The organism is Erythrobacter sp. R86502 (assembly GCF_042466465.1).
In the GTDB taxonomy this organism is placed as follows: domain Bacteria; phylum Pseudomonadota; class Alphaproteobacteria; order Sphingomonadales; family Sphingomonadaceae; genus Erythrobacter.
Map to the genome: position 1 here is coordinate 2,443,444 of NZ_JAXHCJ010000001.1, position 26,313 is coordinate 2,469,756.

Sequence of the window (26,313 nt, forward strand, 5' to 3'; positions counted from 1 at the left end):
TGCACAATACCGAAGGTCAATCAATGTTGCGCAAGGCTCGGCTGCGAGTTGCGCGGCAAGCACTTTTCGCTAAGGCTGACGGCATGGACAAATTGATCATCCGCGGCGGCAATCGCCTTTCCGGCACCATCCCCATTTCCGGCGCGAAGAATGCTGCGCTGACCCTGATTCCCTGTGCGCTTTTGACTGAAGAGCCGCTGACATTGCGCAATCTGCCGCGGCTCGCCGATATCGACGGGTTCCAGCACCTGATGAACCAGTTTGGCGTCACCACTGTCATTCAAGGCACGCGGCCCGAAGATTTCGGCCGGGTGATGAGCATGGAAGCGACGCGGATCACATCGAATGTCGCGCCCTATGATCTGGTGCGCAAGATGCGCGCGTCTATCCTGGTGCTTGGCCCCATGCTGGCGCGCAGCGGTGAAGCCACGGTGTCGATGCCCGGCGGCTGCGCGATCGGCAATCGCCCGATCGATCTGCACCTGAAGGCATTGGAAGCCTTTGGCGCGCATATCGAATTGGCAGCCGGCTATGTCCGCGCCATTCAGCCCGATGGCGGGATGCCCGGCGGCGATTTCGATTTCCCCGTCGTTTCTGTCGGCGCGACCGAAAATGCGCTGATGGCGGCAGTGCTGGCCAACGGCACCAGCCGGTTGTTCAACGCCGCGCGTGAGCCCGAAATCGTCGACCTGTGCAACATGCTGGTGGCGATGGGCGCGGAAATCGAAGGCATCGGCACGTCCAGCCTTATCATCCACGGGGTCAAGCGGCTGCACGGCGCCACCTACCGTGTCATGCCCGACCGGATCGAAGCAGGCTCCTATGCTTGCGCTGCGGCGATTACCGGGGGCGAGGTGCGGCTTGAAGGCGCCAAGGCCGATGACATGATGGCAACGATCCATGCGTTGCAGGCAATCGGCATTCATATCGACTGGGATGCCAAGGGTATCAACGTGCGCGCCAACGGCGCGATGAAGGCGACCAACCTGACCACCGCGCCCTATCCGGGTCTTGCCACGGACATGCAGGCCCAGCTGATGGCGCTGCTTTGCAGGGCCGAAGGCGCCAGCGTGCTGAAAGAGACGATCTTCGAAAACCGCTTCATGCACGTGCCCGAACTGACACGCATGGGCGCCGACATCACCACTGAAGGGCGCACCGCGGTCGTCAAGGGTGTGGATCTGCTGACCGGCGCCGAAGTGATGGCGACCGATCTGCGCGCCTCGATGAGCCTCGTCATCGCCGCGCTCGCCTCCGAAGGCGAGACGACGGTGCGGCGCCTCTACCACCTCGATCGCGGGTATGAACGGCTTGAGGAGAAATTGCAGCTGGTGGGCGCGGATATCGAGCGGGTGGACGATTAAGGCCGGCCCCCGTTCGTTAGGGCGAACGGGCAGGTTCAGCGTTCACCACCAGCCACACCCGGATCGCGCTCGCCAGGCCCGGCGGCGTCGGTGACTTGATCCGCTCGGCATCAATGCGGGCGACAAGCGCAGCAACCGCCAGCTTTTCGCGCGCGGCGGCGGCCTTCAGCATGTCCCAGAACAGCGGTTCAAGGCTGATCGATGTCTGGTGGCCCGCAATGCTGAGCGACCGTTTGACAGGGGGGTGATAGGGCGACTGCATAGGCGCCCCGACATAGACTCAGGCGGCTTCGAAGTCGTCCACATATTCGGGCAGGAACACCGGCTCGCGTTCCGACCAGCCCGGCGCGGTCGCAGCGGCTTCGGACAGTGATTGCAACAAGACCTTGCGGCGCTGCGGGGCGATGCTGGGCAGCGCGCTTGCCGCGCAGAACGCGGCCGGCAGATAAGGGCGCGCACGCGCACCCAGCAGGCGTTCGTACAGAAAGCGGAAGGCGGAAAAGCACCCCAACCGCTCCTGCTCCAGATCAAAGGCAGCGCAGCGCACCAACTTGCCAAGAAAGCGTTCGACTTCCTGCGGGGTGCCATCCTGCGGGATAAGCGCCCGCAGCGTCTTCAGATCCTGATAGGCGACATATTGCCGGCGGATCGCGATGTTTTCTCTCTCGCTGCGGCCCCACCGCCGGAACGCATCGGTGCGCGCCAGGCCAATATCGAGGCTGCGCTTGATGTATCGCTGTTCGGCCGGGGCAAACCCGGCAAATTCCCGCATTTCGGCAATCGGCATCATCATGGCGCATGTCTCCTTCAGACAAGGAGAACGTCGCACAGCGTGGTTAATTTAGGGTTATGTAGTTTTAACCTAGATCAATCCTGCGAGCGGCGAAGAGGGATCGGCATACATCCGCCGCGCCATGCGTCCGGCCAGATAGGATTCGCGCCCGGCCTCCACCGCCAGCTTCATTGCGCGGGCCATGCGAATCGGGTCCTTGGCTTCGGCGATGGCGGTGTTCATCAGGATACCGTCACAGCCCAGTTCCATGCCCACCGCCGCGTCCGACGCCGTGCCAACGCCGGCATCGACCAGCACCGGAACCTTGGCGCCTTCGACAATCAGGCGGATCATCACGCGGTTCTGGATGCCCAGCCCCGAACCGATCGGCGCGCCCAAGGGCATGATTGCTACCGCACCTGCATCCTCCAATTGCTTCGCCGCAATCGGATCGTCGGCGCAGTACACCATCGGGAGGAACCCCTCCTTGGCCAGCACCTCGGTCGCCTTCAGCGTCTCGCGCATGTCGGGGTAGAGCGTGCGCGCCTCGCCCAGCACTTCGAGCTTCACCAGATCCCAGCCCCCCGCCTCGCGCGCCAGCCGCAGGGTGCGCACCGCGTCGTCGCCGGTAAAGCAGCCTGCGGTGTTGGGGAGGTAAGTGATTTTCTTGGGATCGATAAAGTCGGTCAGCATCGGCGCCTTGGGATCGCTGACATTCACGCGCCGCACCGCCACCGTGACGATTTCGGCACCTGACGCGGCAACCGCGGCGGCGTTCTGTTCAAAGCTCTTGTACTTGCCCGTCCCCACGATCAGCCGCGAAGTAAAGGTGCGGCCCGCCACGGTCCAACTGTCGCCCTGATGGTCGCCGCCGCCGACGAAATGCACGATTTCCAGCCGGTCGCCGTCGGCCAGCGGCGCTGTAGTCAGCGTCGAACGCGGCACGATTGCGCCGTTCTGTTCCACCGCGACCTTTTCCGGTGCCAATTCAAGTTCGCGCACGAGGTCAGCGATGGTCGCCGCGTCAGAGCGGTGAGGGGCGCCGTTCAGAGTGATGCTTTTCGTCATGGCGCCGACATAGGCGCTCAGACCGTGGCTGCAACCTGCGAGTGCGGGCTGCAATCAGCGCGCGGCGCGCAGGTTCAGCAGATGCGCGCCCGACACCAGCGCGACGCCGACCAGTGTGAGCAGAAATTCGTTGGCACCGTGCGGCACCACCAGCGCCGCTGCCATCAAGGCCAGTCCCGCCAACGCAACAAGAAAGGGCAGCACCCGTCCGTGGCGCACGTAGCCCCACCCGATCGCTGCGCCTGCCACAACCAGCGCTAGCGCAAGACCGATCCGGTGGATGCTTTCAGCCAACAGGAAATGTCCGCCCAGTCCAAGCGCGGACACCAGCAACAGAGTGAGAAGGCAATGCACCGCGCACAAACCCGCCAGCCCAATACCCATCTGATCGAGTCGGCGACGCAGCGAGGTGCGACTCGCGGGAGGAAGGGCGTTCTGGGGCATGATCTGCAGTCGTTATATGTTATGTTGTTACATCGCGCAAGACACCATTCGCGACACGTGCTGCCGATTGCGCTCCACGATCCGCATGGGCGGCCTGCTTGCGCGCTGCGCATGGGGGTTTGCAGCAAACAGGCTTGCACACCGCCACGGCGAAGCACAAAGAGCCTGACATCATGGCCCTATCTGCCCCCGTGTCGAACCCCTTCCCCCCGCAACGCAAACCCGCGCACGGCCGCTGGCGATTGCCCGCTGGCTGATGGTGGTCGCGCTGCTGGTGGTGGCAATCGTGGTGGTTGGCGGTATCACACGGCTGACGGAAAGCGGCTTGTCGATCACCGAATGGAACGTCGTCAGCGGCATCCTTCCGCCCTTGACCGAGGCGGCATGGCAGGCCGAGTTCGTGAAATATCAGGCGACGGCCGAATACCGGATCGAAAGTGGCCCGGCGGGCATGGATCTGGCGGCGTTCAAGTTCATCTTCTTCTGGGAATGGTTCCACCGCCTGTTGGGCCGTGTGATCGGCTTGGCGTTTCTGCTGCCGTTAATCGTGTTTGCTGCAAGACGCGCCATTCCGGCGGGCTATGGCTGGCGCCTGATAGCGATGTTCGGTCTTATTTTGGGTCAGGGCGCGCTCGGATGGTACATGGTGTCGTCAGGCGTGGGCGAAACCGATCTCACCGATGTCAGCCACTTCCGGCTGTCCGCTCACCTGCTGACCGCGTTGTTCCTGCTCGGCGGACTTGTCTGGACGGTGCGCGACCTGCGGCGCCTTGCCAGCGATCCCACAGCGCGCCCTGCCCCGCTGACAGTGGGCGCAGGCACCGCGGCGGCCGTGCTGTTCGTTCAACTGCTGCTGGGCGCATGGGTGGCCGGACTTAACGCAGGCCATGCCGCGAATGACTGGCCACTGATGAACGATCGCCTTGTCCCTGAAACCAGCTGGACGCAGGGCGTGATCTGGACCGTGACGCATGATCCCTTTTTGCTCCATTTCCTGCACCGCTGGTGGGCATGGGTCGCGGTTGCCGCGCTGGTGTGGCTGGCGCGGCGCGTGCGCGGCACCGATCGCTTTGCCAGCATCGCGCTGAATGCGGCCATCGGCACGATGGTGCTGCTGGGAATCGCCACCGTGCTGAGCGGGGTTTCGCTGTGGATCGCGGCGGCGCATCAACTTGTCGGCGCGTTGACCGTCGCAGCGACGGCATGGGCGATGCATGCGCACGGACTGGCAAAAGCCCGCGCTCCAACCGCCGCAGTCTGAGGATCGGGGCGCTGCACCAGTGACCTGATTTGTCATAGGGTATTATTTTACCCTACGCGCAAACGGCGCTTTTGCTTGACTTTCGCAGGGTCAAACGACATTTGCGCCCCACTTCCCCACCCGATCCAGCGATCGCACGGGGTGATTCTTGCCGACATCTGGCGGCAGGACAGTTTCGAACCAAGGACACATGCCATGAAGGCACTCAGCAAGCAGACCCGGTCGATCAAACCGGCCGAGGTCGAAAAGAACTGGCACATCATCGATGCCGAAGGCCTCGTTGTCGGCCGCCTCGCATCGATCATCGCCAACATCCTGCGCGGCAAGACCAAGCCGATCTACACCCCGCACGTTGATTGCGGCGATCACGTGATCGTCATCAACGTCGAGAAGGTGAAGTTCACCGGCAAGAAGTCGACCGACAAGATCTATTACAAGCACACCGGCCACCCCGGCGGCATCAAGGAAACCACCCCGGCCAAGGTGCTGGGCGGTCGTTTCCCCGAACGTGTGCTCGAAAAGGCCGTGGAACGCATGATCCCGCGCGGTCCCCTGGGCCGTGACCAGATGCGCGCACTGCACCTCTATGTCGGCACCGAGCATCCGCATGACGGCCAGAAGCCGACAGTGCTCGACGTTGCTTCCATGAACCGCAAGAACAAGGTCGTTGCATAATGGCTGACGAAACCACCACCGTGTCCGATCTCGCCGATCTGAAGGACATTGCCGGCAACGCCCCTCAGGGTGACGCTGCTGAAATCGCCCGCGTCACCGCTCCGCTGCGGGATCGCGAAGTCGACAAGCAGGGCCGTTCCTACGCCACCGGTCGCCGCAAGGATGCGGTTGCCCGTGTGTGGGTCAAGCCCGGCACCGGCAAGATCACCATCAATGGCCGCGATCAGGAAACCTATTTCGCGCGTCCGACCCTGCGTCTGGTGATCAACCAGCCCTTCACCATCACCGACCGCACCGGTCAGTACGACGTGATCTGCACCGTTCGCGGTGGCGGTCTGTCGGGCCAGGCAGGCGCTGTGAAGCACGGTATCGCGCAGGCGCTGACCAAGTACGAGCCTGAACTGCGCAGCGCGGTGAAGGCTGAAGGCTTCCTCACCCGCGACAGCCGCGTGGTGGAACGCAAGAAGTACGGTAAGGCCAAGGCCCGCCGCAGCTTCCAGTTCTCGAAGCGCTGATTTCTCCCCTCGGGGAAAGACGAAAGGGCGGCCCCGCATGGGAGCCGCCCTTTTTCGTCGTGCCGGGTTTGTGTGTGCCGGGTATTCGTCCGGTGCCCGCGTGGTCAGCGTTGCAGCAGCATCAACCCGAACGCGATTCCGCTGGCCGAAAAGAATACCGGCCACGACCAATACAGTTTGGCATCGACAACCTGCACCATGTGGATCGCGAGCGGGCCCGCGCTCGATCCTTGCGATCCGATAACCAGCGCGAGTGTCGCCGACAGGATCGCGCCAAACATCAGCGCCTTGATCATATCCATCGCTGTTCCCCTTCGTCGCGGACACCGGCACGATAACGGCCCCGGGCGGCTGCGACTGCTGTGATTCCCCACGGACAAGCGCGTGGGTGCGTGCGAACACGGGCCACCGCTTGCGCGCCGTATTTCACCGAAAAAGCGTTAATGCCTTCCCTAGAGGAAGGGTTAAAGCCGGCGGCCCTTATCTTACGATGCGGACGGAGTTCCGATCAGGCGCAGATGGGTTTCGATGACGCCGCCAGGTGCGCAATCGATCACCCGCCAGCTGGGCGGCGCATCATGACGCAGCCGGGTGGACAGCGTGCCGGTGCCGATGGTCCGCATGGCGTGCCCGGCGCTGCGACGGGTTTCGTCGAACGGCATATGGACATGGCCCGTTATCATCGCATGTGCGCCCGCCGCAGCAATCTGCGCAAAGGCCGCATCGCCGCCGATTGTCGGGTTGTGCGCGCTCACGTCGGGTCCCAGCAATGGGTGATGCGCAATCACGATGATAGTGCGCGGATCGCCTTTGAGCGCTTCCAGTTGCATCAGCGTCGACCGCAGCGCGGACGCCTTCACCACCCCATCGGACCAGGGAATGCGCGATTGCACCCGCACGGTGGTGCGCAGCGGCACCAGCACCACATCGGGCGATTCGAACCCTCCGCTGACCGCCGCGCGCAGACGCTCGAACCGGCGGAAGGGATCGGTGAAGCGTTCCCACGGGTTGTAATAGGGCATATCGTGATTGCCCGGTTCGAGCACGACAGGTACGCCCAGCGCAGCAAACCAGCTTTGCGCGGCGGCGTATTCGGAATGTTTGGCGCGCTGCGTCAGATCCCCGGTGCAGACCACGGCATCGGGGCGTTCAGCGGCCACCGCCGCGGCAACCGCATCCAGCGCGGCGCGGTCTTCCACGCCGAAATGAACATCGCTGATGTGGAACAGACGGGTGGTCATGTCGCCCCTATACCCGCCGCGTCAGGATCAGCCACGCGGCACCTGCATTGAATATGGTATAAAGCGCATAGGCCCAGACAAAACCCGGCCACCCTTCCACCGACAGCAGCAGAGCAAAGAAAAGCACGGCAAATTCGCTCGCCAGCGCGGCGCGGCGGCCCATGGCGCGGCTGACCTGCGGCAATCGGGCGAGCAGCGGGTGATCGCTGTCGAACACCGCACGGTTGATGGCGAAGTTGGCGATTCCCAAGAGGAAGATAATGGCGGTTGCATAGCCCACGGCGACACTATGGCGCTGCGTTGGTCGATTGGGAACCGTCATTTGTCCGCCCATTCACACCCTCGGTCAGGGCACCGCTTCGCCGGTCGGAGGCGGCACGGGGGTTGATCGACGCGCTGATGCCGTGCGCAGGGCTGGCGGGTATCAAGGGTGTCAGCAGGGCCCATCGCACCCCGACCGATCGGACCCCCGCCCGATTAAAGGCCCCTGCCACATGGAGGAGATGGAACATGACACCCCTTGCAACGTCGTTCACTCGCACCCTTGCCGCGCTTACCCTTGCCGGCGCCGCTGTTACCCCGGCGCTCGCCGATAATGGCCAGCCGATGCGTGTCGCGGTCAAAACCGCCGATATCGACCTTGGCACGACCGCTGGTCAGCAAACGCTCGACTGGCGGGTCGACAAGGCCGCGCGCACGGTCTGCCGCGTGAACAGCCCGGCCACCGGAACCCGCGTGATGCGGCACGATGCGCGCGGCTGCATGGCCAAGGCGCGCAGCGAAGCCCGGCAGCAAGTCGCCGCGCTCGCCCCCCGAAAGCAGCGCGGCGGATAGCACGCTGCGAACGCTGCGCTTCGCCCCGACCCCGGCGGCGGCGGCGCAGTCGCTACGGCCCGAACCCTTCCAGTCCCTGGGGTTCGGGCCGTTTTTTTGGGAAGAAGCCGTGCACGGCGCTGACCGCTCACCCTGCATCGCGGATCACTGCGGCCCTTGGTTCAGCGCCCCGCCATCGCCTTGACACGGGCAAGATACGTGCGTCCGATACGCAGCGCCTCGCCATTGACCAGTTCGGCCGACCACACCCCCAGGCCATCATGCCGCAGCCCGCGAATATGGTCGCGGCGCAGGATGGTGGACCGGTGGATGCGGATGAACTGTTCGGGATCGAGCCGTTCTTCGAGCCCCGCGATGGTCTGGAGCAACAGATAGGATCGCGCTGCGTCAGGCCCGCCGACATGCAGCCGCACGTAGTCGCGCTCGGCATCGATCTGATGCACTTCATGCACCGCGATACGCAGCAGTTCGGAGCGGTGCGGCACCCACAATTCGTCCAGATAGCGGCTCGCCTTCTGACGGCGCTGGCCGCGGCGCGCCACTGCGCGCTCGATCGCGCGTTCCAGCCGATCGGCTGAAACGGGCTTCAGCACATAATCTACCGCCTCAAGATCAAAGGCTTCGACTGCGAAGTGATCGTGCGCGGTAACAAATATGACCACAGGTGCCTGCGACTGCGCGGCAAAATGGCGCGCCACGCCCAACCCGTCGAGTTCGGGCATGGTCATGTCGAGCAGCACCAGATCGGGGGTCAGCTTTTCGGCCAGCCGCAGCGCGGCCGCACCGTCGCTGGCGGTGCCGACCACGCGCACCGCGGGGATTTCGGCACAGATGACCTGCACGCGCTCCACTGCCAAGGGTTCGTCATCGACGATCAATGTGCGCAGCGCGGCGGTTTCACGATCGTTCTCAGGCATGGCGGCTCGTCTGCTGATTGAGGGGACGCGAAAGCGGGATACGGATTTCGGTGCAATAGCCGCCTTCGACAGGCGTTGACGAAAAGCCGATTTCGGGCCCGAAGCGCGCCTCCAACCGGTCGCGCACGTTGGCCAGCCCGATGCCGAACCCGTGCGCAGCGCCCTGCGGGACGCCGGGGCCATCATCGCCGACAGTGATGACAAGCTGATCGAATTCCTCACGTGCCGCAATCGTGATGGTCACTTTGCGCGACACCGCCGACACGGCATACTTGACCGAATTTTCGACCAGCGGTTGCAGGATCATCCCCGGCACCCGCGCATCTTCCAGATCTTCGGGCAGATCAAAAACGCACACCAGCCGGGTGGGAAACCGGACGGTTTCAATATCGAGATACAGCTTCTGAAGATCGAATTCATCTTGCAGCGCCACGTCCGCGGTCGGTTCGTTGGCAAGGCTGTGGCGGTAGAAGCGGCTGATCGTCTGGATCATCATTTCGGCCCGGTCGGCCTTGCCCGTCATCACCAGCGCGGATAGCGAATTGAGCGTGTTGAACAGGAAATGCGGGTTCACCTGATAACGCAGCGATCGAAGCTCGGCTGCCTTGGCGGCGGAACGGAACTGTTCTTCACGAGCCTGTGACGCCCGCGCCTGCACACCGGCGAGCAGGGCAAAATAGGTCGAAGCCCAGGCCAGCAGCAGAAAATACCGCCCCAGCGCCACGTCGAGCAGCTTGCGCCAGAAATCGCCGTAGGTTTCGGCCGGCTCGATGATGACCGATTGCGTATCCTGCCCGCTGTTCTGCCCGCTGGCATCAACCCCGCGCATGGGCACATCGACCAGCAGGTTGCCGCTTTCATCGCGGCGCAGGTTCAGGTTGTTCTTTTGCGCATAAGCCTGCTCGATCGCGGAGGACATGTCCTTGAAGACAAGGTAGTTCACCTGCCCGATCAACAACGCCACCGGCAGCGCCAAGGCGATCGCCGCCGAGATCTTGAGCCATAGTGCCCGGTTGTCGAACAGCCGCAGCAGCAGCCACAGCACCAGCGTCAACAGCACCCCGAATGCGGTCACCACCAGCCGCCGCCAGCCCAGATCGAATTGCAGTTCGATGTCCATGACCATGCTGCGCAGCGTGGTCAGAACAAAATAGGTCGCCCACAGCACCACCATCGAAAACAGGACGGTGCGGAACGATACCGTCGCAGGGGGCGGGGGCGGGTCGAAAACCGCATCGCTGCTGGGATTGGTTGCCATGATGGCCACCATCGATAACGCCCCTGCCTGCAATCTGCCATATGCAGGGGCGTCTATCGTCGGGCAGGGTCAGACCTTGGTCGAAAGATGAACGCCTGTTCAGCCGCCCAGAGTCCGACCCCTTATGGCGGCGTCATCAATCCCGCGGACGAATCATGTCCGCCGGCACCACCCATTGTGCAAACTGATCTTCGGTGAGCAGGCCCAGCGCGAGCGCCGATTCCTTCAGTGTGGTGCCTTCGGCGTGGGCTTTCTTGGCGATCTTGGCCGCGTTGTCATACCCGATGTGCGGGTTCAGCGCCGTGACCAGCATCAGGCTTTCATTGAGAAGCTGGGTGATGCGCGCGGTGTTCGCTTCAATCCCGACAACGCAGTTATCGGTGAAGGCATGGCTGGCGTCCCCGATCAGCTTCATCGATTGCAGCACGTTGTAGATCATCACAGGCTTGAACACGTTGAGTTCCAGGTGCCCGTGCGATCCGGCGACCGTCACCGTTGTGTGATTGCCCATCACCTGCGCTGCCACCATGGTCATGGCTTCGCACTGGGTCGGGTTGACCTTGCCCGGCATGATCGAAGAACCGGGTTCGTTGGCGGGCAGGCTGAGTTCGCCAAGGCCCGAGCGCGGGCCCGATCCCAGCAGCCGGATATCATTGGCGATCTTCATCAGGCTGACAGCGAGCACATTGAGCGCGCCCGAAATCTCCACCATCGCATCATGCGCGGCCAATGCTTCGAACTTGTTGGGCGCGGTGACGAAGGCGTGGCCGGTTTCGGCGGCGGCCTGAGCGGCAAATTCCTCGGCAAAGCCAACCTTGGCGTTGATCCCGGTGCCGACAGCCGTACCACCCTGCGCCAGTTCCAGCACCCGTGGCAGCGCGGCCTTTACGCGGGCGATGCCGTATTCGATCTGCTTGGCGTAGCCGGAGAACTCCTGCCCCAGCGTCATCGGGGTGGCATCCTGCAAGTGTGTGCGGCCGATCTTGACGATATCGGCAAAGGCCTTGGCCTTGTCATCCAGCGCGCCATGCAGCTTGATCAGAGCCGGAATGAGGTGATCGAGCGCCTCTGTCGCCGCGGCGATATGCATTGCGGTGGGGAAGGTGTCGTTCGACGACTGGCCCATGTTGCAATGATCGTTGGGGTGAACCGGGCTTTTGCCGCCCTTGTGGCCGGTCAGCATTTCATTGGCGCGGCTGGCGATCACTTCGTTCGCATTCATGTTCGACTGCGTGCCGCTGCCAGTCTGCCACACCACCAGCGGGAACTGGTCAGCCAGCGTCCCGTCGACCACTTCGCGTGCGGCAGCGACAATCGCTTCGCCCAGCTTGGCATCAAGCACGCCCAGCTTCATGTTGGCCTTGGCCGCCGCAAGCTTCTGGATTCCCAGTGCGCGGACCAGCGCGGGGGGCATCTTTTCGCCGCCAATCGGGAAGTTCACGATGCTGCGCTGCGTCTGCGCGCCCCAGTGGACATGCGCCGGAACCGCCACTTCGCCCAGCGAGTCGGTTTCGATCCGCACCTCTTGCCCTGCTGTCGTCATGTCACTCATCGAAGCCATCCCTCATTAAGTCGAATACAATCCCGAAGGAACCGGCGCTCCCCTAAGCACTGGCACGCGGCGAGGTCAAAGGCCGAAATCGCCGACGCACGCTTGCACGCCGGGACTTTGCAAAGTCCTTGGAACAGCGGCGCGGCGCGTTTAAGGAGAAGCTTGACGGACTGTATTGCTTCCCTAATACAGTCAGGCAAAGAGACGATGAACATCATGACCACGATCACGCCCGAAACCCCTCCTTCATCCCTGATCGCGCGCCGCGCCATGATCGACAGCCAGCTGCGCACCAGCGGGGTCAACGAGGAATATGCGCTGGCCCGTATGCTGATGACGCCGCGGGAAGATTTTCTGCCGCCGGAAAAGGTTGCGCAGGCCTACACCGATCGGGCGGTGCTGCTGGGCGAACAGGGCCACCTTGCTGCCCCGCTGTTCTATGGCAAGCTGCTGCTTGAAGCTGCACCGCTGCCTTCTGACCGCGTGCTGGTGGTTCGCGGCGGAACGGGTTATCTGGCCGCGCTGCTGCGGCCCCTGGTGGCGGAACTCACCGAAATTTCTCCCGCCGATGCAATCGGTCAGGGCGGTGCGGGCACCTATTCGCTGATCGTGATCGACGGCGCGATCGAACAACTTCCCGAAACCCTCACTTCCCTACTGGAAGACGAAGGCCGGATCGTAACCGGGTTGCTTCTGCGGCAGGTCACGCGGCTCGCCACCGGACGCAAGGTGGCCGGTACGGTCAATCTGCAACCGGTCGAAGACCTGGGTATTCCGGTACTTCACGCCTTCGATGCACCCAAGGGCTGGACCTTCGCGTGACGCGCAAGGGCGCCCTTCTCGCTTTGGTCGGTTCGGCAAGCGTGCTAGCGCTAGCAGGCCCTGCTGAGGCCGATACGCTGCGTGAGGCTTTGGTGGGTGCTTACGAAACCAACCCCTCGCTCGAAAGTGCACGGGCCAGCCAGCGCGCAACCGATGAAGGTGTGCCGATCCAGCGCGCCGCAGGGCTGCCGTCGATCAATGCGACGGGACAATATGTCGAATTCGTCAAACCGTCGCCCAATGCCTTCGCGCCCACCGAACGGATCTTCAGCGTCGGGCCGGATCTGGTTGTCCCGATCTATTCGGGCGGCGCGGTCAGAAACGGGATCAAGGCGGCCAAGGGACGCGTTTCCGCCGGGCAGGCGGAACTGCGCTCCAGCGAAAGCAACCTGTTCATCGAAGTCGTCGCGGCATATATGGACGTGCTGCGGACCGAAGCACTGGTTGCGTTGGCGGACAACAATGTTGCGGTTTTGAGCACCAATCTGGAAGCCACCAGCGATCGGTTCCAGATCGGCGATCTGACCATTACCGACGTGGCGCAATCGCGTTCGCGTCTGGCGGTGGCCGAAGGCGACCGGCAATTGGCCGATGCCAACCTGATCGCGGCGCGGGAAACCTATATCCGGCTTGTCGGACGGGCGCCGGGCGATCTTGAACCGCCGCCCCCGCTTCCGGGCCTTCCCGATGATGTGGGCACTGCAGTGGTCACGGCGCTGGAAAACAACCCCAGCCTGATCGCGGCGAAGGAACGCGCCAAGGCGGCCGGGTTCGATACCGAAGCCGCCGGTGCCGGGCGCCTGCCAACACTGGCGGTGTTTGCCGGCGCGAATTATGCAGATTATTTCGGAACGCTGCAGGCGGGTGATCCGCGGTTCTTCCAGACCGAGACCACCGCCAACGCGGGCCTGCGTTTCACGATTCCGATCTTTCAGGGCGGCCTTCCTGCTGCCCGGCAACGGCAGGCCGGCGCGTTTGAAAGCGCCGCGCTGGAAGATGTCATCGCCGCCGAACGGCAGGTGATCGCAAGCACGCGGGCCACCTATTCCAACTGGTTTGCCGCCAACGCGGTCATCAAAAGCTCGCAAGCCGCGGTCGAAGCGGCCGAGCTCAGCCTTGAAGGCGTGCGCGCGGAAAATTCGATCGGCAACCGCCAGATTCTCGATGTGCTCAACGCCGAACAGGAACTGGTCAATGCCCGCGCGCAGCTGGTGACAGCGCGGCGCAATGCCTATGTTGCAGGGTTCAACCTGCTGGCGCTGATGGGCCGCGCCGAAGCGCGCGATCTCAACCTTGATACCGGCGTCCTGTATGATCCCACCATCAACGCTGCACGGGTCAGCAGCAAGATGTGGGACTGGGACCGCGATGCGGAACCTGCCCCGAAATCAACCAGAACCGTTGACATTCCGCCCGCTGACGCAAAAATCGGCCCGCAATTGCTGCCCGGCGAATGATGCGATCCCGATTCGGGACGTGCCGGGCGTGGAAACGGGGCTGATTATGGCGCAGGACAACGAAGCATCGGTTGAGGAAATCCTCGAATCGATCAAGAAAGTGATCGCGCGCGACAACCGCGTGGGCGCCATGGAAGCGCGCCGTCGCAGGATGCTGGTGTCCGAAGATTCCGAAGCCGAACCGGCGCCGCTCGCCCGCACGCATCAGGTGCGTGACGATGACGACGTGCTTGATCTGGCCGCGATGGAGTGTGAGGACGTATCCCCCCGCGAACCATCTGCGATGCCGATGGACCAGACCGACGAATCGCCCCTGCTGGCCGAAACCGTGCGCGATGCGATGCAGGAAAATCTCGCCGCGCTGGCGATGCTGGCCGAACCGCCGGCGCGCCCGCACATCGTACGGCAGGGGGAAACCTCTCTGGAAGGCCTTGTCCGCGAAATGCTGCGTCCCATGCTGGCCGAATGGCTCGAAGCCAATCTGCCTGCGATGGTCGAAAACCTTGTACAGGCCGAAATTTCGCGGATTGTCGGCAAGCGCCGCTGATCGGCATTCGCTCTCTGGCGCAAAGCGGCAAGGCGGGCTAACCCCGCTGTCATGCGTAACTTTCTCGTGTTCGGCGCTGTCGCCGCCGCCGCCCTTTCTGCTCTTCCGCTTGCTGCGCAAGACACTGGCCCGATCCCGGGGCTAACCGCGCCGCCGATGAGCGACCAAGATCTCGTCACCCTGCCGCGTCTCGGTGCGCCTGCGGTGAACGCAGCGGGCACGCTGGCGGTGTACAGTGTGACGGTAACCGACCCCGAAAGCCTGGACCGTACCCCATCGCATTATCTGCGCGATCTGACCAAGCCGGGGGCAGATGCCATCGCGCTGAACCTGGGAATGCAGGCCAGCGGTCTGACCTTTGGTGCAGACGGCCATCTGTATTTCCTCAGCAGCGAACATCCCGATGCCAGCGCAGCGCCGCGCACCCGGCTGTGGCGCGCCGCGCTGGCGGCGGACGGCATGCCCGGCACACCGCAGATCGTGGCCGATATGCCCGACGCTGCGATAGCGGGTTTCAAACTCTCCCCAAACGGCAACGCCGTGGCGCTGTGGGGCGAAGTGGCGCGCACCTGTCCGACCTTTGGCTGCGCCGATGCATCCCCGCAGCATCTTCCCGGCCCGGGCACAGGACGGCTGTATGACGCCAAGGACGGCTTTGTGCGGCACTGGGACCGCTGGGCCACGCCGGGCACGCACAACCGCATCTTCACCTTCCCGCTGAAGGATGGCGTGGCCGTGGGGCAGGGCGTCCCGGCCGATGGCATCGACCCTGCCACCGGGATCACGGCCGATACCCCCACGATGCCCTTTGGCGGGGCCGAGGAACTGGCCTTCAGCCCCGATGGTACGGTGCTGTACTTCACCGCCCGCCTTGCAAACGCAGCCGAACCCACATCGACCAATCTCGATATCTACGCTGCCGATCTGACCGGCGCGCCGCCCCGGCTGCTGACCGCGGGCAATCAGGCGACCGATACCACCCCTGTTCCATCGCCCGATGGACGCTATCTGGCATGGCTGGCGATGGCCCGCCCGACCTATGAAGCGGATAAGCTGGCCGTGCAGCTGCTCGACCTCAAGACCGGCGAAATGCGCAATCTGACGGAAACGACAGACCTCAGCTTTGGCAGCCTTGCATGGGAGGCAGACGGCAAGCATCTGATTGCAACCGCGCAGAAGGTGCTCGATACGCCCGCCTTCCGGATCGACACGAAAACCGGCAAGGTAACCGAACTCAACCTGATGGCGGGGAACGAGGCACATATCGCCAATCTGGTACCGCTGCCCGGTGGAGGCGCGCTGTTCACCCGCGATTCGCTGGGCAACCCGGCCGAACTGTTCCTGTCCGATGGCATGGGGCAAGCGCGCCCTATCACCGATGTCGCGACAACGCGGATGGGCGGGCTTGCCAGCATTGTCACCCGCCGGTTCAGCTTTGCAGGGGCCGAAGGCGACACCGTGTGGGGCCAGATCACCAGGCTTGCCGATCAGGAAGGGCCGATCCCCGCGATCCTCTATATTCACGGCGGTCCGCAGGGCAGTTTCAATGACAGTTGGTCCACCCGCTGGAACCCCCGCGTTCTGGCGAGCCAGGGTTATGCGGTCATCTCGATCGATTTTCATGGCAGTACCGGATACGGGCAGGCCTTTACGGATTCGATCCGCGGCGACTGGGGCGGCAAACCGCTTGAAGACCTCAGGAAAGGCATGGAAGCCGCGCTGGCGCTCGATAACCGCATTGATGGCGACCGGGCCTGTGCCATGGGCGCAAGCTATGGCGGGTTCATGGTCAACTGGATCGCAGGCCAGTGGCCCGACCGGTTCGATTGCATCGTCCAGCACGATGGCCTGTTCGACATGCGCAGCTTCTATTATTCCACCGAGGAATTGTGGTTCCCGCGGTGGGATTTCGGCGGTTCCTACGAAGAGCAACGTGACACTTACGAAAGGTGGAACCCTGTCAATTTCGTGAGCAACTGGAAAACCCCGATGCTGGTTGTCACGGGCGAACAGGATTTTCGTGTTCCCTACACACAAGGGCTGCAAAGCTTCACCGCCTTGCAGGAACGCGGCATCCCTGCGCAATTGCTGGTGTTTCCCGATGAAAACCACTGGGTTCTGGGTGCCAGGAATTCGCTGCAATGGCATCGCACCGTCTTCGACTGGCTTGGCCGCTGGCTGACCAAGGACGCGCCCGAATGAGCCGTCAGGAATTGCTGTCGGCGCAAACTGCGCTGGCCAAGCATTACGGCGACCCGGCCAAAGGCAACGCCATCGCCCGCCACATCATGCTGTGCGCCATTTCGGACAAGCAGAAATGCTGTTCACGGCAAGCGGGCGAAGAGGCGTGGGGATTCTTGAAGACCCGTTTGAAGGAACTGGGGCTGGTAGGCCCGCAGCGGGGCGGGGACAGTCGCCGCGGCGAAGGGGGCGGCATCCAGCGCAGCAAGGCCGATTGTCTGCAGATCTGCGCTGCCGGTCCGGTCGCGGTCGTGTGGCCTGATGGCGTGTGGTATCATTCGTGCAGTCCGCAGGTTCTGGAACGGATCATTCAGGAACATCTGGTCGGCGGCATTCCAGTGGCGGATTACCGTCTCACTGCGCCCGATCAGTCATCCTTGGGCGACCAGAATTCGTCCTTGCCGGGAAGCTGATTGTCGACCAATTCGTCATGACCTGTTCCGTTGCTGAGGAACACCAGACCCATCAACGCGCCGCCCAGCAGCATCGTCAGACTGATCCCCAGCGCGACAGCAATATAAAAATGTACTGAAATCATGCCGTTATAGGCAAACAGCAGTCCCATGGCGATTCCCACCGTCAACACGGTGATCGCCAGCAGCAGCTTCATGATCTGCCGATACCGCGCCCAGGCGTGCGCAGCGTTTTCAGGATCATCGAGCGGTGATTTGCGTGTCATCTGCCCGACATGGCGTGCAGCTGTCAGCTTGGCAACGCGCGAAAGCTGCAACGGCATGTTCCTGCGGTGCAAGACACCCCCGGCTACCGCCCTGCGCATCGATTCGCTTTTTTGCGGCGATCGTGGCATTTTCTTGCTCTGAGAGAGAGGGAGTCGCCATGACCATTGCCCGAATCATTGCCCAACGTGGCCCATCCGATATAATCGCCTGCGACGTTGCGACCCCGGTTACACAGGCCGTCAGCGTACTTGCCAGCAAACGCATCGGCGCCATGCCGGTGCTGCGCGATGGCGAAGTGGTGGGAATCGTGTCCGAACGCGACGTGATCTACCACCTTGCCGATCATGGCGGCAGTTGTCTGGACATGCCGGTCGAACAGATCATGACATCGCCTGCGGTCACGGTCGAACCGTCTACCACCGTTGACGATGCGCTTGGCCTGATGACCCGCCGTAGGTTTCGCCATTTCCCGGTTGTCGACGCCGGACAGCTGGTCGCCTTCATTTCGATCGGAGATCTGGTGAAACACAAGATCGACGAAGTGCAGCACGAGGCCGAGGCGATGCGCAATTATATTCAGGCCGTCTGATCGCAGGCACCGCAACCGCTTGAGGATTGGGCTTGCGCCTCTTAGATTGATACCATGACCGCACAGCCCCTGATCCTCACCCCATCGGCCGCCAAACGCGTGGCCCTGATCGCGGCCAAACAGGCGCGCCCGGCCATCCTGCGCCTGTCCGTCGAAGGCGGGGGGTGTTCGGGGTTTCAGTACAAGTTCGATCTCGCCGATGCGCCGCACGCTGATGACAGCGTCTCGCAAACCGATGGCGTCGCGCTGGTGGTCGATCCTGTCAGTCTGGACCTGATTGCCGGGAGCACGGTGGATTTTGTCGAATCGCTGGGCGGTGCGGCCTTCAAGGTGGAGAATCCCCAGGCGGCCGCTGGCTGCGGCTGCGGCGCGAGTTTCGGGATTTGAGTTGATCTTGCGCCCTACGGTTGCGAGGAAGCCTGATGAAAATCGCTACCTACAACATCAACGGCATCAAGGCGCGGTTGCCGCGTCTGCTGGAATGGCTTGAAGAAACCCGCCCCGCGGTTGCCTGTCTTCAGGAAATCAAATCGCAGGACGAAGGCTTTCCCGCCGCGGATTTTGAAGCGATCGGCTATGGTGCGATCTGGCACGGGCAGAAAAGCTTCAACGGTGTCGCAATACTGGTCGATACCCGCGCAGGCCATACCTTTGCCGAAGTGCAGCGCGGATTGGGCATCGATGGCCCCAACGAAGGCGAAGGCGAACAGGCGCGGTATCTGGAAGCCGATGTCTCCGGCGTACGGATTGCCTGCCTCTATCTTCCCAACGGCAATCCCCACCCGGGACCCAAGTTCACCTACAAGCTTGCCTGGATGCAGCAGCTTCGCGCCCGGATGGCAGCGATCAGGGCACAAGAGGTCCCCGCCGTGGTGCTGGGCGATTTCAACGTGATTCCCGAAGACGACGATGTCTGGTCAGTGAAGGCAATGCAAAGCGATGCACTGACGCAGCCCGCATCGCGCGCGGCCTATTCGCAGATGCTCAACGATGGCTGGACCGATGCCATCCGCACCTACAATCCGCGGGGCGGGGTGTGGACGTTCTGGGATTACCAGGCGGGCGCATGGCAGCGCGATCACGGTTTCCGCATCGATCACATCCTGCTGTCACCAGAATGTGCCGACAGGCTCGAAGCCTGCGGTGTCGACAAGGAATACCGCGGCCGGGAAAAGGCCAGCGATCATACGCCAGTGTGGGTGACGCTTTCGATATAACCCGCGCTGCGCTTTGCCGATGCGGCTGCGCGCCGCAGCGCGGAATTATCGGTAGAAGATATGCGTGTCGATCTGGGCAAGCCGCGTCTTGGTGCGGCTCCAGCCGGGGCTGACATAGCGGGCATGAAAGAACACGGCATTGCCGGCTTCCGATTCCCACAGCCCCTGATGCGCGATTTGTGCAACCGCGACCGCACGGTTCCAGGCTGACGTGCCCGTGCGAACCGCAGGCATCCGGCTGCCGCGCATGAAGGAAAACTGGCCCGGTTGGGCGACCACGCCGCAATAGGACGCGGGGAAGCGGCGATCTTCGGATCGGTTGATGATCACCTGCGCTACGGCCAGCTGGCCGGCCAGCGGTTCGCCGCGGGCTTCGAAATAGACGGCGCCGGCAAGGCAGCGCATCTGTTCATCCATCGGCGCATCGGTATCGACCATGCGCACCAGTTCGGGCAGCGATCCGGCTTCTGTCAGGACAGGCGCGGGGTCTTCGGCGGGAAGGGGTTGTACCACCGGCTCGGTCACGAAGGTGACGGGCTCGGGAACCAGTTCGACCTGTTCAACCGGAGCGGGAACGGTCAGCTGCTGGGTGGCGGCTTGCGCCAGTGCGACGGCATCGGTGCCGCCGGGAAACATCGTGGTTGCGAACGCCAATCCGGCAATCGCAGCAATCGTAACAGTCTTGCGACCCATGAACTCAACCAATTGGGCGGTGAGCGCGCACAGACGCAGGATGGAACCTTTTCCAGACCATGACGGTTATGGGGGTTCAGAAAGCCTGCCGGCCGCTCCCCGTCTGCGTGCTGGAGGTATCGGCCGTATTGCCGCCCTGTCAGCCTGCGCGAGGAATTGAGCGGGGCCGATAGAGCGCCTGACGTTTGCGTCAACGCAAATCGTTCAATCCCGCGATGAAGCGTTCGGGATGCGCGATATCAACCTCAATTATCCAGATATCGCTGTCTTGCTGGCTCCGGCGCGCCAGATAGTCTTGAAAATCTTGTTCTAGATCAATCATTTGCCGCTTTGCAGCAATATAAGAACGGGTGCCATCCGCTTGCGGCATCCTTTCATAAAGAACTGCGTCAGTTCCGCGACATAGCGTTACAATCAGAATAGTTCCGGCGTCGCGTTCACCCTTGGCCAGTACGGTTGCAAAGCCGCCTTGCGAATCGGCGAGTCGCATGATGGCGCCCGCTTCAAGATGCGCAGGCAGGCGAACGGCCACCTTAAAGACCGCTCACCGCGTAACCCGGCAGACTGGAAAGCGGGATGCGCGATCGCATGAAGGTGCCGGTGCCCCGGCCGATTTCCTCACCATCGCTATCCACCAGCCGCGCTTCAGCCACGAACACCCGCCGCCGTCCGCTGACCCAGCGTCCTTCGGCCGTGACGATTCCGGCGCGCACCGGCTTGCTGAAGAACAGGTTGAAGCCAGTGGTCAAAAGGAACCGATCAGTCACCAGCGAATTGGCCGCATAGAACGCTGCATCGTCGAGCATCTTGAAATAGATCGTACCATGCGCCGCGCCCGCCGCGTGATAATCATCGGGGGTGACGGTAAAGCGCAGCCGCGATTGCCCTTCGCCCGGAATATCGAGCGTGCTGGCGAATTTGGCATTCACCGGGGCGGACGCATACAACCGTTCAAGCGCACGGTAATGCTGCTGGGCCCCATTGGCTGAAGGGATGTCGTCACTGCCGGTCATGCACGGTCGCCGTCGTCAAGCCGCGGTGCGCAGGAACTGGTCGGTCAACAGCGCATACAGCGCATCGGTGTCCGGTGCATCGGCAAGCATCTGAAGCATGGTTTCATCCCGCGTCAGCCGCGAAATTGCGGCCAGCGCGTGCAAATGCGTGGCGCCGGCGTTTTCAGGCGACACCAGCCCGCAAATCAGCGCGACAGGGCGTGCATCGGCGGCTGCAAAATCGATGGGCGTGTCGAGCCGGAGCAACGCCAGCGATGGTCGGCGCACGTTCTTTGACCGGCAATGCGGGATGGCGACGCCGCGGCCAAAGCCGGTGCTACCCAGATGCTCACGCGCTTCGAGCGACTCGAGCACTTCGACTTCGTCGAGATCGTAAGCCGCGCTGAGCAGTTGGGCCATACGCGCAAGCACCTTGGGCTTGGTATCCAGCCGGGCGAACGCAATCGCCTGCGGTGAGAGAGCCAGGTTGACATCCATGTCCGTGCAAAATCCCGATAGAGAGCGCCGCATAACGGCGAAACACCGTTCCGGTCATGTCATGCTGACACAACCGGGACGAGGCGGAGCCCCTCCTGCTTCCGCCGCTTGAGCCGGGGTCCGCAACGTCTGCCCGGCGGCAGCCGCGGTTTTCCGGCCCTATCGTGGCTCAACCCAACCGATCGAGCCATCGGCACGGCGGTAAACCATATTATGCCGCTGCGTGCCAGCATTTTTGAAAAACAATGCGTTGGTGTTGCGAAGGTCCATCATCATCACCGCATCGGCAACGGTGGCTGTCGGGATATCGACGCGGGTTTCGGCGATGACCAGCGGGGCATCGGCGATCACTTCTTCCTCGTCATCCTCTTCCACGGCAAAGATGGTGTAGGCGGCTTCTTCCTCGCCGCGGGCGTGATCGGCCTGTTCATGACGGTCGGTCAGGCGGCGCTTGTACCGGCGCAGCTGCTTTTCGATTTTCGCAACCGCATCATCAAAGGCGACATGGGCATCCTGCGCGGTGCCTTGTGCCTTCAGGATCAGGCCTTGCATCACATGGGTAACGATATCACAGCTGAACGCGCCTGCCGGGGCCTTTCCGAAGGTGACGTGGCTGGAAATCGCCCGGTCGAAATACTTGTCAACCACTGCGCTGAGCCGGTCGGACGCATGCGCCTGAAGCGCGGTGCCGGTATCCATCTGATGGCCCGAAATGCGAATATCCATGTGGTGTAGCCCTCCTGTTAGAACTGAGGATTATCATCGTCGATCCGGGTTGAACCGCTGGCGTCAGCGGGTCCAGATCGCTTCGGCGATCCCGCCGATGAAAACGCGGTGTCGTTCCAGCTCCTCCGGGCTGGCACAATGGGGACGGGGTTCACGCCGGGGCCGGTTGGTCGGCGGCCGGTGCCAGGGCGCATTGGCCGATGGCTGCGCCGCGGTGTCCGCTGCCGGATCAAGCGCGCTGAGCCCCAATCCGATCTGGCGCCCCCCGGTCAGCTCGACATAGACCTGCGCCAGCAATTCGGCATCCAGCAGCGCGCCGTGCTTGACCCGGTGGCTGCGATCGATCCCGTACCGCGTACACAACGCATCAAGACTGAGCTTGGCCCCGGGATGTTTCTTGCGCGCAAGCACCACCGTATCGACCATCCGGTCAAGACTGATCGGTTGATGGCCAACCAGTTCCAGTTCGTTGTTCAGAAAGCCGAAATCGAAGCCGGCATTGTGCGCGACCAGCGGCGAATCTTCAAGAAAGGCCAGCAGTTCGGCGACCGTTTCGGCAAAACGCGGCTTGGTGGCGAGAAACGCCGCGCTCAGCCCGTGAACCCGTTCGGCTTCGGGCGGCATATCGCGATCGGGATTGAAATAGGCATGGTAGGTGCGCCCCGTTTCAACCCGGCCGATCATTTCAACGCAGCCAATTTCGACCATCCGGTCCCCGGTCTTGGGATCGAGCCCGGTGGTTTCGGTGTCGAAGATGATCTCACGCATGTGCCGGACTATCTGCCCATGTCCCGGCACTTGCAAGGGGGGCCTGCAATCAAATTGAAGCAATCAGCGTGGCCACCTGCGCACGGGTTTCATCAAGGCTGGTGCCGGTGTCGATGACATGATCGGCGCGGGCGCGTTTTTCGGAATCGTGGAGTTGCAGGCTAAAAATATGCGCGAACTTTTCGGGAGTCATGCCGGGCCGGGCAAGCACGCGGGCGCGCTGCACATCATCGGGGGCAGAGACGACGACGATGGTGTCGACGCTCTCGTGACCGCCTTTTTCAAACAGCAGCGGGATGTCGAACACCACCGCGCGCTTGTCGGCGTTGGCTTCGAGAAACGCGCCGCGTTTTGCCGCGACCGCCGGATGCACGATGGCTTCGAGCCGGGCGAGGGCCGCCGGGTCAGCGAAGACCTGCTGCCCCAGCCGGTCACGGTCAACGCCTTCGGGGCCGGTCGATCCGGGGAAGGCCGCCTCGATCGCGGGGACCAGTTCGCCGCCTGCCGCCTGCATCGCGCGCACTTCGGCATCGGCATCGAACACCGGAATTCCCGCTGCGGCAAACATCGCCGCGACGGTGGATTTGCCCATCCCGATGCTGCCGGTAAGGCCGATGATCTTTGGTTTGGTCATCGGGTCAGGATCGCGCGCAATTCCGCATCATGTTCGCGCGGAGCAGGCTGACCAAAGAACATCGCGAAAGCCGCGGCCGCCTGTCCGATCAGCATGGAAAACCCGTCCACGGTGCGCAATCCCCTGGCGGCCGCGCCTTGCAGGAACGGCGTATAGTGCGGGGCGGTGACGATGTCATAGGCGATGCTGCCGGGCGGGGCGTGGCTCCAGTCAAAGGCAAGTGCGGGCTGGCCGGTCATGCCCAGACTGGTGGCGTTGATCACCAGGTCGAGACAATCTTCGCGGTCGTCGAAGGCAAAATCGGTGGGGTTGGCAAAATGGTCGAGTGCCACTGCATGATGCTCTCCCTTGGGTGCAAGCGTATCGAGCAGCGTGCGCGCCTTGGCGGGATCGCGGCCCGCCACCACCAGCGTGAACCCCTTGTCGGCCAGCGCGGTGATGATCGCCCGCGCCGCGCCGCCTGTTCCCATGATCCGCGCCATGCGAAAATAATGGGTCTGGGCAAGGTCTGGCCCAAGCGGTTCGAGAAATCCGGCAGCATCAGTATTTGTGCCCGAAAGCCCTGCACCGCCGTGGGGCAGAACGGTGTTGACCGCGCCGATGCCGGCAGCAACGGGCGCGACGGTGTCAAGCAGCGGCATGACCGCCTGCTTGTGCGGCATGGTGACATTGCACCCGCGCCACAGGGAGTCTTGCCGCCGATGGGCGAGGTAATCGGGCAGTGCGGCGGAAGTAACATGGCAGGCGCGATAATCGGCTTCGATGCCGAGCTTTTCCAGCCAGAAGCCATGGATCAGCGGCGACTTGGACTGCGCGATAGGATCGCCAATCACCTCGGCATAAGGCTTGGTCACGCCAGCAGCGCCCCCTCTTCGCGCAGCGCGCCAAGCAGCGGCAGCAGCGGCATTCCGAGCACGGTGAACTGGTCGCCCTCTATCTTCGAGAACAGCTGCACCCCCGGCCCCTCGATCCGGAAGGCGCCGACGGTGTGGCCGATTTCCGGCCATTCGAGGGTCAGGTAATGCTCGATAAAATCGTCGGAGAGGTCGCGCACATGGAGCCGCGCAAGGCTGGCGTGGCTCCACAGGCACCCGCCATCCCGCACCAGCGCGGCCGCCGAGTGCAATTCCATCACCTTGCCGGAAAAGAACCGCAGATGTTCGCCCGCCTCCTCGGCAGAGCGCGGCTTGTCGAAGCGGCGGCCTTCGCACACCACTAGCGAATCCGAACCCAGCACCAATGCGCCGGGCTTTTGCTGTGCCACCGCGGCTGCCTTTGCCACGGCCAGTGCCTCAGCCACATCGGCAGGGGCAGCCCCTTCCAACCCCGTTTCCACCGCGCGTTCATCAATATCGGCGGGGATGCTTTCATAGGCCACGCCCGCCGCATCGAGCATCGCCCGGCGCGAGGCGCTCTTGCTTGCCAGAATGAGAGTCATATCGGTTTTCCCACACCGCCTTCGCTGGCAGGCTTGCGCATCCGTTCCTGCACCAGACGGATGATCGCCGCGGCGGTTTCCTCAATCGAACGGCGGGTCACATCGATCACCGGCCAACCGTTGTCGGCAAACATCCGCCGCGCGAACTGCAGTTCGGCCTTCACCCGGTCATTGTTGACATAAGCGGTTTCGGTCGCCTCGTTCAATGACAGCAACCGGTTGCGACGGATCTGCACCAGCCGCTCCGGCGAGGTTGTCAGCCCCACCACCAAGGGGTGTCTGAGGCGATACAAGGCAGACGGCGGCGGGCTTTCCACCACCAGCGGGATATTGGCGACCTTGTAGCCCCGGTTGGCGAGATAGATGCTGGTGGGCGTCTTGGAGGATCGCGAGACGCCTGCGAGCAGAATATCTGCCTCTTCCCAGTCTTCATGCGCAAGGCCATCATCATGCGCGATGGTGTACTGGATCGCATCGACGCGCTTGAAATAGCTTTCGTCCATCATGTGCTGGCGGCCGGGGCGGCCATGCGCTTCCTGCCCCAATTGCGCCTCCAGCGCGGCGGTCACCTGGTCGAGCACCGGCACCGCGGGAAGGCCGAGATGGCGGCAATGCTCCTCCAGCCGCTTGCGCGTCTCGGGGTTCACCAGCGTGTAGAACACCAAACCGGGGTGCGCGGCAAGATCGGGCACGATCCGGTCGAGATGCTGCAAGGATCGCACCATCGGCCAGAAATGGCGGTTCACCGCGGGATTATCGAACTGCGCCAACGCCGCCTTGGCGATCATTTCCAGCGTTTCACCGGTCGAATCGGATACAAGGTGGAGATTGAGTGGGTTCATCGTCCCTGATCGCTGTGTCGCCGCTGGGGCTGTGGACAGAACCGCGCATAAACCACGGGAGAGGCGGACTCACAAGCTGGGGGTGACTTTTCATGCCCGCTACCGGCGTTTTCACCGGGGTATTTGCCCACACGGGACAAGTTTTGTCGACAGGCTGGGAATAGTGGGGATAAAGCCAGCTTGACTTCCAATCGTTGCGGATTCGAGGGGGGCTGGCACGGCCGGGCAGGCTGGGGGTAATCGGCGATTGGCTGGTAATTCCCGCTAT

Annotated in this window: 34 protein-coding genes; 13 read left to right on the forward strand and 21 right to left on the reverse strand. The window is 62.9% G+C overall.

Annotation, left to right across the window (positions count from 1 at the left end; translation table 11 throughout):
- Positions 1 to 83: 83 nt before the first annotated feature.
- Positions 84 to 1,364, forward strand: coding sequence for a UDP-N-acetylglucosamine 1-carboxyvinyltransferase (murA, locus tag SJY33_RS11725; RefSeq protein WP_379922947.1), 1,281 nt, complete (start codon positions 84 to 86; stop codon positions 1,362 to 1,364).
- A 16-nt stretch (positions 1,365 to 1,380) separates the two neighbouring features.
- On the opposite strand, the gene SJY33_RS11730 is transcribed toward murA, so the two are convergent.
- The 4 genes from SJY33_RS11730 to SJY33_RS11745 form a co-directional block, all read right to left on the reverse strand.
- Positions 1,381 to 1,626, reverse strand: coding sequence for a ribbon-helix-helix domain-containing protein (locus tag SJY33_RS11730; protein ID WP_379922948.1), 246 nt, complete (start codon positions 1,624 to 1,626; stop codon positions 1,381 to 1,383).
- A gap of 18 nt (positions 1,627 to 1,644) precedes the next feature.
- Positions 1,645 to 2,157, reverse strand: a complete 513-nt coding sequence (locus tag SJY33_RS11735; RefSeq protein WP_379922949.1) for a hypothetical protein — start codon at positions 2,155 to 2,157, stop codon at positions 1,645 to 1,647.
- Positions 2,158 to 2,226: 69 nt separating this feature from the next.
- Entirely contained in the window at positions 2,227 to 3,204 is a 978-nt protein-coding gene (gene thiS, locus SJY33_RS11740; protein WP_379922950.1) for a sulfur carrier protein ThiS, read from the reverse strand.
- A gap of 54 nt (positions 3,205 to 3,258) precedes the next feature.
- Positions 3,259 to 3,648 carry a MerC domain-containing protein gene (locus SJY33_RS11745; protein ID WP_379922951.1) on the reverse strand — a complete coding sequence of 130 codons (390 nt, stop codon included), beginning with the start codon at positions 3,646 to 3,648 and terminating at the stop codon, positions 3,259 to 3,261.
- A 256-nt stretch (positions 3,649 to 3,904) separates the two neighbouring features.
- Between SJY33_RS11745 and SJY33_RS11750 the strand changes: the two genes are divergently transcribed.
- The 3 genes from SJY33_RS11750 (at position 3,905) to rpsI (ending at position 6,099) form a co-directional block, all read left to right on the forward strand.
- Positions 3,905 to 4,909, forward strand: coding sequence for a COX15/CtaA family protein (locus SJY33_RS11750; protein WP_379922952.1), 1,005 nt, complete (start codon positions 3,905 to 3,907; stop codon positions 4,907 to 4,909).
- Positions 4,910 to 5,104: 195 nt separating this feature from the next.
- Complete coding sequence (rplM, locus tag SJY33_RS11755) at positions 5,105 to 5,584, forward strand: 50S ribosomal protein L13 (RefSeq protein WP_379922953.1); 480 nt, start codon at positions 5,105 to 5,107, stop codon at positions 5,582 to 5,584.
- Positions 5,584 to 6,099, forward strand: coding sequence for a 30S ribosomal protein S9 (gene rpsI / locus SJY33_RS11760; RefSeq protein WP_379922954.1), 516 nt, complete (start codon positions 5,584 to 5,586; stop codon positions 6,097 to 6,099). Before rplM ends, rpsI begins: the two co-directional genes overlap by 1 nt.
- 104 nt (positions 6,100 to 6,203) lie before the next feature.
- On the opposite strand, the gene SJY33_RS11765 is transcribed toward rpsI, so the two are convergent.
- The 3 genes from SJY33_RS11765 to SJY33_RS11775 all read right to left on the reverse strand — a co-directional run bounded on the left by SJY33_RS11765 (position 6,204) and on the right by SJY33_RS11775 (position 7,662).
- Complete coding sequence (locus tag SJY33_RS11765) at positions 6,204 to 6,401, reverse strand: hypothetical protein (RefSeq protein WP_379922955.1); 198 nt, start codon at positions 6,399 to 6,401, stop codon at positions 6,204 to 6,206.
- A 183-nt stretch (positions 6,402 to 6,584) separates the two neighbouring features.
- Positions 6,585 to 7,340, reverse strand: a complete 756-nt coding sequence (locus SJY33_RS11770; protein WP_379922956.1) for a metallophosphoesterase family protein — start codon at positions 7,338 to 7,340, stop codon at positions 6,585 to 6,587.
- Between the two features lie 7 nt (positions 7,341 to 7,347).
- Positions 7,348 to 7,662 (reverse strand): hypothetical protein, encoded by a 315-nt coding sequence (locus tag SJY33_RS11775; protein ID WP_379922957.1) that lies wholly within the window; start codon positions 7,660 to 7,662, stop codon positions 7,348 to 7,350.
- A 188-nt stretch (positions 7,663 to 7,850) separates the two neighbouring features.
- Between SJY33_RS11775 and SJY33_RS11780 the strand changes: the two genes are divergently transcribed.
- Positions 7,851 to 8,174 carry a UrcA family protein gene (locus SJY33_RS11780; protein ID WP_379922958.1) on the forward strand — a complete coding sequence of 108 codons (324 nt, stop codon included), beginning with the start codon at positions 7,851 to 7,853 and terminating at the stop codon, positions 8,172 to 8,174.
- A gap of 161 nt (positions 8,175 to 8,335) precedes the next feature.
- On the opposite strand, the gene SJY33_RS11785 is transcribed toward SJY33_RS11780, so the two are convergent.
- The 3 genes from SJY33_RS11785 to fumC form a co-directional block, all read right to left on the reverse strand.
- A complete protein-coding gene (locus tag SJY33_RS11785) occupies positions 8,336 to 9,091 on the reverse strand; it encodes a LytR/AlgR family response regulator transcription factor (RefSeq protein ID WP_379922959.1) in 756 nt (251 codons plus the stop codon).
- The gene (locus SJY33_RS11790; protein ID WP_379922960.1) at positions 9,084 to 10,349 is read right to left on the reverse strand and encodes a sensor histidine kinase; all 1,266 of its coding nucleotides are present in this window, start codon (positions 10,347 to 10,349) and stop codon (positions 9,084 to 9,086) included. Before SJY33_RS11790 ends, SJY33_RS11785 begins: the two co-directional genes overlap by 8 nt.
- A gap of 136 nt (positions 10,350 to 10,485) precedes the next feature.
- Positions 10,486 to 11,892 carry a class II fumarate hydratase gene (fumC, locus tag SJY33_RS11795; protein ID WP_379923584.1) on the reverse strand — a complete coding sequence of 469 codons (1,407 nt, stop codon included), beginning with the start codon at positions 11,890 to 11,892 and terminating at the stop codon, positions 10,486 to 10,488.
- A 216-nt stretch (positions 11,893 to 12,108) separates the two neighbouring features.
- Between fumC and SJY33_RS11800 the strand changes: the two genes are divergently transcribed.
- The 5 genes from SJY33_RS11800 to SJY33_RS11820 are packed head-to-tail and all read left to right on the forward strand — an operon-like array spanning position 12,109 to position 17,381.
- Positions 12,109 to 12,723: a protein-L-isoaspartate O-methyltransferase gene (locus SJY33_RS11800; protein ID WP_379922961.1), complete on the forward strand. Its 615-nt coding sequence runs from the start codon at positions 12,109 to 12,111 to the stop codon at positions 12,721 to 12,723.
- Positions 12,720 to 14,180, forward strand: coding sequence for a TolC family outer membrane protein (locus tag SJY33_RS11805; RefSeq protein WP_379922962.1), 1,461 nt, complete (start codon positions 12,720 to 12,722; stop codon positions 14,178 to 14,180). Before SJY33_RS11800 ends, SJY33_RS11805 begins: the two co-directional genes overlap by 4 nt.
- 46 nt (positions 14,181 to 14,226) lie before the next feature.
- Positions 14,227 to 14,727, forward strand: a complete 501-nt coding sequence (locus SJY33_RS11810; RefSeq protein WP_379922963.1) for a DUF2497 domain-containing protein — start codon at positions 14,227 to 14,229, stop codon at positions 14,725 to 14,727.
- A 51-nt stretch (positions 14,728 to 14,778) separates the two neighbouring features.
- A complete protein-coding gene (locus tag SJY33_RS11815; protein ID WP_379922964.1) occupies positions 14,779 to 16,929 on the forward strand; it encodes a prolyl oligopeptidase family serine peptidase in 2,151 nt (716 codons plus the stop codon).
- Positions 16,926 to 17,381 (forward strand): ferredoxin, encoded by a 456-nt coding sequence (locus tag SJY33_RS11820; RefSeq protein ID WP_379922965.1) that lies wholly within the window; start codon positions 16,926 to 16,928, stop codon positions 17,379 to 17,381. The genes SJY33_RS11815 and SJY33_RS11820 overlap by 4 nt, the downstream gene beginning before the upstream one ends.
- On the opposite strand, the gene SJY33_RS11825 is transcribed toward SJY33_RS11820, so the two are convergent.
- On the reverse strand, positions 17,336 to 17,647 hold the full coding sequence (locus tag SJY33_RS11825; RefSeq protein ID WP_379923585.1) for a hypothetical protein: 312 nt from the start codon (positions 17,645 to 17,647) through the stop codon (positions 17,336 to 17,338). The genes SJY33_RS11820 and SJY33_RS11825 overlap by 46 nt on opposite strands.
- Before the next feature lie 158 nt (positions 17,648 to 17,805).
- On the opposite strand from SJY33_RS11825, the gene SJY33_RS11830 reads away from it, so the two are divergent.
- Genes SJY33_RS11830 through xth form a run of 3 tightly spaced genes read left to right on the forward strand, consistent with a single transcriptional unit; the run spans position 17,806 to position 19,454 of the window.
- Positions 17,806 to 18,237, forward strand: coding sequence for a CBS domain-containing protein (locus SJY33_RS11830; protein ID WP_379922966.1), 432 nt, complete (start codon positions 17,806 to 17,808; stop codon positions 18,235 to 18,237).
- 54 nt (positions 18,238 to 18,291) lie between these two features.
- Positions 18,292 to 18,624, forward strand: coding sequence for a HesB/IscA family protein (locus SJY33_RS11835; protein ID WP_379922967.1), 333 nt, complete (start codon positions 18,292 to 18,294; stop codon positions 18,622 to 18,624).
- A gap of 35 nt (positions 18,625 to 18,659) precedes the next feature.
- Complete coding sequence (xth, locus tag SJY33_RS11840; protein ID WP_379922968.1) at positions 18,660 to 19,454, forward strand: exodeoxyribonuclease III; 795 nt, start codon at positions 18,660 to 18,662, stop codon at positions 19,452 to 19,454.
- Positions 19,455 to 19,499: 45 nt separating this feature from the next.
- Here xth and SJY33_RS11845 read toward each other — a convergent pair whose 3' ends face one another.
- The 10 genes from SJY33_RS11845 to SJY33_RS11890 all read right to left on the reverse strand — a co-directional run bounded on the left by SJY33_RS11845 (position 19,500) and on the right by SJY33_RS11890 (position 26,045).
- A complete protein-coding gene (locus tag SJY33_RS11845; RefSeq protein WP_379922969.1) occupies positions 19,500 to 20,147 on the reverse strand; it encodes a cell wall hydrolase in 648 nt (215 codons plus the stop codon).
- A 190-nt stretch (positions 20,148 to 20,337) separates the two neighbouring features.
- Positions 20,338 to 20,679 (reverse strand): DUF1491 family protein, encoded by a 342-nt coding sequence (locus tag SJY33_RS11850; RefSeq protein ID WP_379922970.1) that lies wholly within the window; start codon positions 20,677 to 20,679, stop codon positions 20,338 to 20,340.
- Position 20,680: 1 nt separating this feature from the next.
- The gene (locus tag SJY33_RS11855; protein ID WP_379922971.1) at positions 20,681 to 21,160 is read right to left on the reverse strand and encodes a PaaI family thioesterase; all 480 of its coding nucleotides are present in this window, start codon (positions 21,158 to 21,160) and stop codon (positions 20,681 to 20,683) included.
- Positions 21,161 to 21,175: 15 nt separating this feature from the next.
- Positions 21,176 to 21,637, reverse strand: coding sequence for a PTS sugar transporter subunit IIA (locus SJY33_RS11860; RefSeq protein ID WP_379922972.1), 462 nt, complete (start codon positions 21,635 to 21,637; stop codon positions 21,176 to 21,178).
- 159 nt (positions 21,638 to 21,796) lie between these two features.
- The gene (gene hpf / locus SJY33_RS11865) at positions 21,797 to 22,363 is read right to left on the reverse strand and encodes a ribosome hibernation-promoting factor, HPF/YfiA family (RefSeq protein ID WP_379922973.1); all 567 of its coding nucleotides are present in this window, start codon (positions 22,361 to 22,363) and stop codon (positions 21,797 to 21,799) included.
- Between the two features lie 63 nt (positions 22,364 to 22,426).
- A complete protein-coding gene (gene dnaQ, locus SJY33_RS11870; RefSeq protein WP_379922974.1) occupies positions 22,427 to 23,131 on the reverse strand; it encodes a DNA polymerase III subunit epsilon in 705 nt (234 codons plus the stop codon).
- 49 nt (positions 23,132 to 23,180) lie between these two features.
- Positions 23,181 to 23,765: a dephospho-CoA kinase gene (gene coaE, locus SJY33_RS11875; RefSeq protein WP_379922975.1), complete on the reverse strand. Its 585-nt coding sequence runs from the start codon at positions 23,763 to 23,765 to the stop codon at positions 23,181 to 23,183.
- Positions 23,762 to 24,619: a shikimate dehydrogenase family protein gene (locus SJY33_RS11880; protein ID WP_379922976.1), complete on the reverse strand. Its 858-nt coding sequence runs from the start codon at positions 24,617 to 24,619 to the stop codon at positions 23,762 to 23,764. The genes coaE and SJY33_RS11880 overlap by 4 nt, the downstream gene beginning before the upstream one ends.
- Positions 24,616 to 25,203: a Maf family nucleotide pyrophosphatase gene (locus SJY33_RS11885; RefSeq protein WP_379922977.1), complete on the reverse strand. Its 588-nt coding sequence runs from the start codon at positions 25,201 to 25,203 to the stop codon at positions 24,616 to 24,618. The genes SJY33_RS11880 and SJY33_RS11885 overlap by 4 nt, the downstream gene beginning before the upstream one ends.
- Positions 25,200 to 26,045 (reverse strand): pyruvate, water dikinase regulatory protein, encoded by an 846-nt coding sequence (locus tag SJY33_RS11890; RefSeq protein WP_379922978.1) that lies wholly within the window; start codon positions 26,043 to 26,045, stop codon positions 25,200 to 25,202. Before SJY33_RS11890 ends, SJY33_RS11885 begins: the two co-directional genes overlap by 4 nt.
- Positions 26,046 to 26,313: the final 268 nt, after the last annotated feature.